Source organism: Clostridium cuniculi, from assembly GCF_004353185.1.
GTDB classification, from domain to species: Bacteria; Bacillota; Clostridia; order Clostridiales; family Clostridiaceae; genus Clostridium; species Clostridium cuniculi.
Map to the genome: position 1 here is coordinate 1 of NZ_SMUS01000071.1, position 7,760 is coordinate 7,760.

The 7,760-nt window shown below is 26.0% G+C and carries 9 protein-coding genes; all 9 read right to left on the minus strand.

Translation table 11 applies throughout. The features are described from left to right. Positions 1-339 precede the first annotated feature (339 nt). A complete protein-coding gene (locus tag EJJ37_RS19225; RefSeq protein ID WP_133017059.1) occupies positions 340-858 on the minus strand; it encodes a helix-turn-helix domain-containing protein in 519 nt (172 codons plus the stop codon). A 194-nt stretch (positions 859-1,052) separates the two neighbouring features. Beyond that, positions 1,053-1,301 carry a hypothetical protein gene (locus EJJ37_RS19230; protein WP_055277955.1) on the minus strand — a complete coding sequence of 83 codons (249 nt, stop codon included), beginning with the start codon at positions 1,299-1,301 and terminating at the stop codon, positions 1,053-1,055. A 770-nt stretch (positions 1,302-2,071) separates the two neighbouring features. Then, on the minus strand, positions 2,072-2,245 hold the full coding sequence (locus EJJ37_RS20535; protein ID WP_166484848.1) for a hypothetical protein: 174 nt from the start codon (positions 2,243-2,245) through the stop codon (positions 2,072-2,074). 69 nt (positions 2,246-2,314) lie between these two features. Continuing rightward, positions 2,315-2,572, minus strand: coding sequence for a hypothetical protein (locus EJJ37_RS19235; protein ID WP_133017060.1), 258 nt, complete (start codon positions 2,570-2,572; stop codon positions 2,315-2,317). Next, positions 2,562-3,647 (minus strand): relaxase/mobilization nuclease domain-containing protein, encoded by a 1,086-nt coding sequence (locus EJJ37_RS19240; RefSeq protein ID WP_133017061.1) that lies wholly within the window; start codon positions 3,645-3,647, stop codon positions 2,562-2,564. The genes EJJ37_RS19235 and EJJ37_RS19240 overlap by 11 nt, the downstream gene beginning before the upstream one ends. Next, positions 3,647-3,973 (minus strand): MobC family plasmid mobilization relaxosome protein, encoded by a 327-nt coding sequence (locus tag EJJ37_RS19245; protein WP_133017062.1) that lies wholly within the window; start codon positions 3,971-3,973, stop codon positions 3,647-3,649. The genes EJJ37_RS19240 and EJJ37_RS19245 overlap by 1 nt, the downstream gene beginning before the upstream one ends. Before the next feature lie 462 nt (positions 3,974-4,435). Continuing rightward, positions 4,436-4,978 (minus strand): hypothetical protein, encoded by a 543-nt coding sequence (locus EJJ37_RS19250; protein WP_133017063.1) that lies wholly within the window; start codon positions 4,976-4,978, stop codon positions 4,436-4,438. Positions 4,979-5,182: 204 nt separating this feature from the next. Then, positions 5,183-6,403: a helix-turn-helix domain-containing protein gene (locus EJJ37_RS19255; RefSeq protein WP_133017064.1), complete on the minus strand. Its 1,221-nt coding sequence runs from the start codon at positions 6,401-6,403 to the stop codon at positions 5,183-5,185. A 222-nt stretch (positions 6,404-6,625) separates the two neighbouring features. Further along, positions 6,626-7,024, minus strand: coding sequence for a hypothetical protein (locus tag EJJ37_RS19260; protein WP_133017065.1), 399 nt, complete (start codon positions 7,022-7,024; stop codon positions 6,626-6,628). Positions 7,025-7,760 lie beyond the last annotated feature (736 nt).

A 7,760-nucleotide genomic window follows, 5' to 3' on the forward strand; every position in this document is an offset into this window, starting at 1 on the left:
ATTATATTGGCTTTGTTATAGGCACAGTACTTATTATCCACCTAAAAAAATATTTATTAGATAATAAGTTTCTATTGAAGAGCTAATAATTTCGCTAAAAGAATTTATAGAATTACTTTCAAAAAAATAAAAAAACTGCGCAGAATTATTCTTCTACGCAGTTTTTTCATTTTTATTTTTTAAAATTTACGGTTTTAAGCCATTTATAAGGTGTGAAAACACCACTCTAAGTTTAGCTCCAGTAAACTTTCATGTAAAATTGTATTTTTCACCACATTAAAATTTTAATATTCTTGTTCACAAATTAATTAAATAACACTTTGTTTGTTAATTAATTTGTTAACATTGTTGTTCGTTAATTATTTTATGAACAGTAGCAACACTACACTTCATATCTTTAGCAATAGCTCTGTAACTTTTATCTTGTAATCTTAACATTTTTACTCTAGCTTTTTGTTCTTCAGTAAACATTTCTTTTCTTCCAGCACCACGTTCATTTTTTAATTTTTGAACTTTATTTATATTCTTTAGCTCTCCTATTTCTTCCTTTAATTTATTATTTTCAAGTTTTAATTCAAAGTTTTCTTTTGATATATACTCAATAGTATACATCTTACTTTTAATGCTATCTTCTTTTTGTTTAATAGTTATTTCATGACTTTCTATAATTGTTTCTAAGCCTTTAATTTCCTTTCTCATTCTTCTGTAATCTGGACTATTTTCAAATTTATCATTAGCTATATTCTCCATTTGCTCTATTTGTTTATTTCTATCATTAATCATATTTCTATATTCATTTAACTTCTTTTCTAACCCCTCGATAATTTCTTCTAACCCTTTAATAGTTTTTCTTGCCATTATAACCACCCATTCGTTCAATAATTAATTTATTAACTTAATAATAGCATTTTTCTAATTGTTGTTCAACAATTAATTTATTAACACGACTTTTATTTATATATCTTCTCCCTCCCACCTAGTATCTACTTTTACAAGTTTTGTAGCTACAAAAAAAGGAGCTATACGCTCCTTTAACTCTCCTAGTATCATATCTATTTAACTGCTTTTAATTTTGCAATATCATAACAATTAACTTTAGTTACTTCTTCAACTTCTTTTAATTCATCAAGTTTTGTTTTTACAGTTGTTCTAAATTCTAATAGCTCTGCTGTCTGCTCTACAACTCCATCAAGTTTCTTTTCAATTATTTTTTGACCTTCTTTTAAGTCTTTAACTTCATCTTTTAACCCTTTAATATCTAATTGAATAGACTTCAAAATTTCTAATATTTCTTTTTCCATATACTATTTCTCCTTTAAATTTCTTTAAGTTTTAGTTTACTTAATCATTATATCATAAAAGGACACCTTTAAAGATGTCCTTTACGGAGCAAATCTTCTATGGAAAATTTGCAAACTAAAACTTATTTAAAGTATATCATTTTTATAAATAACATTCTATTAAACTTTTAAAAAGTTTAATCAAATACCAAAAAGGAATTATAAAATATCCCCAATGGAAATTACCCCTGTAGATATTTTATAAGAGCATAAAGAGAAACTGTCCCCAAAATTTTTGGGGAGCTAGGCAAAGCCTAGCGTTTCCATGGGGATAAAATCTTTTCCAAACCTCCCGTACCACGCCATATAAACGCCATATAAGCGCCATATAAACTCCCATACCACGACATTATTTTTTTATCAATAATCTTGTTTCTTTTCTTCAAGTTTCTTTATTTTTTATAAAAAAAATGAAGCTAATGCTCCATAAAATAATCCCCCTAAAATATAAAAAGTATTTTTAATCTCAATTTGTAAACATAATTCTAATGTTAATTTGATAATTTTTAAAATTAGATATAATCCTAGAAACTACTCTTAAAGGTGTAAAATCCTCATTCTTTGGATACTACCCTAATAAAAAAAACAATATAATAATATCTAATATTGTACTATATATTATTATATTATTTTTTATGAATTTTAAATAAAACCTAGTTTTTTATTTATTTTTATTTATCATTATTTATTTTTATTGAAAGTAAATAAAAATAAATAAATCTCTTTAATAGTTATTTCATTGCTAAATCTAAAACTCTCTTTATAAATTCTTCTTCAGTAATTTTACCTAAATACTTTAATCTTATTAATTCCTTTTCTTCATCATTACACTTCATACCCTCATGGATCATATTACCTGAGGCAGCTTTAAAATCTTTTTTAAACGACTCATTATTCCTCTTCACATTCTCACCCTTTAAATTACTTTTAGGGCATATGCCCTAAAATATTATTAAGTTTAGTCACTTTTCTAATTATTTTTTTATAAATAATAAATAACTTAAAATTATTAATAGAATAGGTGTTATTGCTAAATTTATATATATTAAATAATCAATAACTTTCTTTCTATTGTAGTAACTATCAAACCTCTTTTTAGCATTAACTTTCATATCTTCACAACTTTTAATTGCCTTAGTAGTTTCATTTGTTATCTGCTCCATACTATTATCACAAGTTGAAATAATTTTATTATTAAAATTATTAAATACCTTTGAACTTTTATCTATCAAGTCCCCAATCATCTTCTCTGACTTTTGGCTTTGGCTCTTTAACTGCTCTGATATTACTTTGTTGATTTTCTCCACTTCTTGACTTATTGTCTTGCTGAATATCTGATTGTTGTCCTCTAGGATCTTGACCTTCTGATTTATTAATTCCAGTAATTCTATCTGTTCTTTCTTTAACTTCTCGAACTTTTCGTTGTATTTCTCCAATGACATCATTACTAGACTGTTCTGATATTCTATTTCCTTCACCTTCGACATTATCTCTAATTGCTGACCAATTGACATTTGAGGAATTTGTTGCTCCTTCTCCTTCTCTTCCTCTTTCATTTGATTTAGTTTCTCTAGCATTAAACTCATTTAATAATCCCTCCTTTGTATAATCTCCCCCTAATTTATTTCCTCTTACTGATTTATTTTGTTCGGGGTGTTTGTATGATATTGAGTTCTTAGTTTCTCTAACTTCAATATTGAAATGCTCTTTTAGATACTCCTTTAACTCTTCAATACTTTTAGTTTTACTTCTTCCAAAATCAATACATTGTCTTAATTCATCTTTCCAAGGTGTTACCCCTTTTTTCTCTAGTCTATATTCACTATCAGTTTTGGATATGCCCTTATTTGGCTCTAAATTGATTTTAGAGAGTTTTTCTCTATCACAAATATAATTACTATCCTTCTTAATTTTAAGTAGCTTAGAAGGGCTTATTTGAAGTTTTAAACCATTATCCATATTTACACTATTAATTACAAAATGATTATGAATATGATTTTTATCTATATGAGTTACCATATAAACTTGATACCCTTGTATATTTCTCTCTATCCATTCCTTACCTAGCTGATGTGCTTTCTCTGGTGTTATGTTATCTTCTGGACTAAAAGCTTGTGTAAAGTGATAATATTGTTTTCCAGTAGTCTTATTATGTAATTGCTTAACTATATTAAATTCTCTCTCTACATTATCAGTAGTACAGTTTATCCCCGCTTTAAGTTCCTCTACTGTTTTTCCTTCTTTCTCTAAATATTTAAGTTGATTTGAAAGAGTTTTAGTTGCTGGTAGGCTTTTTATTACTGCCATTACTGATTACCTTCTTTCAATATTTTTTCAATCAAGCTCCATAGCTCCATTAACTTTTCTTTAGTTTCAAATAATTGCTCTGTATTAAATTCTTCTTTTTGATTAAGTCCCCTCGCTATTTGATTTAGATTGTTACCTTCTCGACTAAGTTCTATTAAAATTTCTTTCAATCCATCTACTACTAAAATATTTTTATCTAATGCACTTCTTAGTAAGTATTCTGATTGAGTTAATTTTGATTTTTTGACTTTCTTTTTTATCTGCTCTAATTCCCTTTCACTTACCCAAAATTTAACTTGTTTTGGTCTTGCTCTTGATGTGCTCATATAATATCTCCTTAAAAAATTAGGGCATATGCCCTAATTTGAAATTATATAAGGGCGTATGCCCTTGGGGTGGTCTTGGAGGGTTTCTCCCTCTAAGCAAGATGTGTTTGGGATTACTTGAGTACCCAAATACTAATCTTGCTTACTGTATTATACCATAATTCTAACGTATTATTATAATTATGGCAATACAGTAAATTAAGGCTATAAGCCTTGGCTTATAGGCGTTGTTTTTCCCGATATGTACCTACATTCAGAATAAAAAAATATTCAAGGGTTATAAAAAAATTAATGGCTGCTAAATGGTTACTACAAAGTAGATACAATTTTGCTGACATTAATTTTTTTATAAGCGTAGCCTTGCCCATTGACTATTTTTTTATCTGAATATTATTTATCGTTAGGGAAAAACAATTTCTAATGAATTTTATAAAATTCAATTTTTAACTTATTACTTTTGACCTACTTTGAAAAAATCTTAAATAATTTTATTTTTTCATTTCTTTTTTGCTCCATTTTTTCTCTTAGATCTTGGAGCTTATTATCTACTTCTTCAAAATGTTCTGCTAAATATAACTGTTGTTCACTTTTTTTCTGCTCTTCCTTTAAAAGTATCTGACTATTTTCAATTAACTTATGCAATTCAGATATTTGTTTATCTTTTTCATCTAATTGCTTTTTTAAAAATTCATTTTCAGATTTTAAACTATTTAAATATTCTTTATTGAATTCTTTTAACTCAACTTTAAACTCTTTAAAGTCAGTATTTTTAATGCTTATATCAAAATCTTCTCTCTCACTATTTAAACCGTTAGTTAAATCTTTTAATTTATCATCATTTAAGTTTAAACCTTTAAATATTAAATTAATACCTTCATCAGAAATATAAGTAATACCTTTGTTTTTAACAACATACTTCTCTATTTCTTTTAACTTAATTTTATTATAAATACTAACTTTACTTAAACCAGTTAAAACTGATACTTCTGCAACACTCCTCAACATCCCTTAAACCCTCCCTTTTAGAATAAACCCGATATATAAACTAATTCGTTAAAATACTTAAAAATCCTATAAAAGAAACCTAAAGTATTCCTCCCCCTCTAAAAATAGAACAGGTTACTACGTAACCCTATAATACAAGCCGAGAAAATTTGCTACCTCTTGATTAAATTAAATAAATCTCTTATAATACAAAAAGAACAAGGACTATATTAATCCTTGCTCTCTTAAATATTTTCTATCACGAATATAGGTATCTTTAGATATATTAAGTTGTGAACATATATCTTTTTGCTTAAGACCTTCTGCCAAAAGGTCTTTTATTTTTGCCCTTCTTTGTGATAGTTTTTCTTTTTCACTTATTTTTCCCTCTGACTTTAACTTCCTCTGATATTTATTTTTTTGATAAACCCTATCTCTTCTCTTATATTCACTCTTAGAAATTATTGTACTCATTTGAGTTTCTTCATATTCTGTAATTTCTAATAGATCTATAAGTGTTTCATTTTTATATTTATATTCTTTATTTTTATCTAAGTAACACTTTTCTGCACTTCTAGTTGCTCTTATAACCTCATTTTCTTTTAAAGGTGATATAAACATACTATTCAGTTCTAAAACATCTTCTAAAGCCTTCTTTGTGTCTTCTGTAAAACTACATAAATAATATCTATATAAAAATAATATTATTTCTCTATGACCTCTTAAATCATATTCTCTAAGTTCACATAATTTTGTTATGTCTTGTATTCTTGCATGGTATAAACTTCTCTCTCTATAAATATAATTTATTTTTTTCGGTCGACCTTTTTTCTTTTCTTTTGGTTTTAATTCAGGAAGAAACTCTTTTTGTATTTCTCTTAAATCATAAATATAGTCATACTCATCTATTATACTTACTACTGTTTTTGATTTTGAATTAATACTTCCTGGAACTCTTAATATTCTTGTTGCATCTAATGCTTGTCTATCAGCTCCAAATTCTTTTAACTGCTTATATAGATACTCTTGAACAGCTTTCCATAATGGTAGAGCCTTACTTGGTACTTTATTTATCAACCATATTAATGCTAATCCACGACCACTATCTAAAATATAATTAGTTGCTGGAATTATTTTATTAAAATAATTTTCCTCTAAATTCATTATTATTTGGTCTTTTGTATATTTAGTTTTATAATAATCTAAATCTATATATACACCATTTAACTCTTTTATACATTCTAACCTCCTATATGGCTTATAAAATGTATTTAATGTTATATATATGTTTTCTCCTGTTAAGTCTGTTTCTTTTAGCTCTGCATACTTATAATGCCATTGACTATATCCATTTTCATCTATACAACTTCTCGTGATCCACCCTTTACTATTTCCATGAACCTTTTCTATATATTCTAATTTATTTCTTTTTATCGCTTGTCCCACCACTTCACCTCCTTTGTTAGCTATTTTATTATATCATACTTTGCTATATTTACTAAAATATTGAGTTTTAAAACAAAAAAAGTAGCCAAAAGTAAAATTTATATAAAGCTCTGCAAATCATTTGAAACACTGGTTTAACTTCTCTTAACGTTGTAAATTTGCATTACCCCATATAAAATAAAAAAGGCAAGAAGTTAATTTCTTACCTTTTTTATGTAATTATTAATATACACTACCCCAAATATCAAATTTAGCTGCTCTAACTGAACTTTCAAATCTTAAAAAATACTTTCCACTTGATAATGTTCCAGAAAATGTTCCTTTACTATCACCCTTAAAATCATTATCAAATTGTAAGGTAGAACCTATAGCTGCATATTTACGAACAGCTACATTTAACGTTGTAGACGATGAAGCTGTATTTCTAACTTGATTATGACTAACAGTTACTTTTTGTGAAGAGCTTAAACTAAAATCATTAACACTTCTCCAACTCCAAATCCCAGTCCCATCATAATTTAATAAATTTGCCCTTGCAGACATAGCTTGTACCCCTGTAGATGTCAAACAAAGTATCCCTATACATAAAGATACATTAGTAATAATTTTTTTTAATTTCATATTGATTATTCCCCCCATTTTTAATATAATATGTTATTATTTTAATATAATGTGAAATTTATGTAAATAGGTGGTGTTATTTTTTGTCAAAGTTTAAAAATTTTTTATTATATTCTGTCTTATTTATAATTTTTTTCTTTATAATTAGATTTATTTATATGAATGTTTTATATCAATATACAATGACTATGTTTTATTACATTTATTATAAAACAAATCCTAAAAATGACTTTTTCTTTGTTTTATCCATAATGCTTTTTTTAACATATATCTCTACTACATTTGTCTACCAAATTATTAAAGGTGGTTTGAAAAAAAGTTTTATATACCTTTTTTATTTTTCATATTTCATATCTCTGATATACTTTTTATTTTTTAAAACAATCGGTATTTCAGATTATAATTTCAATATATTAAATATTTTTTATGATCTTTTATATGGTGATGCACTTGTCCTACTTATGAATATAGTTTTCTTTATCCCATTAGGTTTTATATTTGAACTTAATAAAAAGAATAGTATTCTTTTCCTAACATCTATTTTTATTGTAGAATTACTCCAAGTAACATTTCATTTGGGTATATTTGATATAGTTGATATTATTTTGAATTATATTGGCTTTGTTATAGGCACAGTACTTATTATCCACCTAAAAAAATATTTATTAGATAATAAGTTTCTATTGAAGAGCTAATAATTTCGCTAAAAGAATTTATAGAATTACTTTCAAAAAAA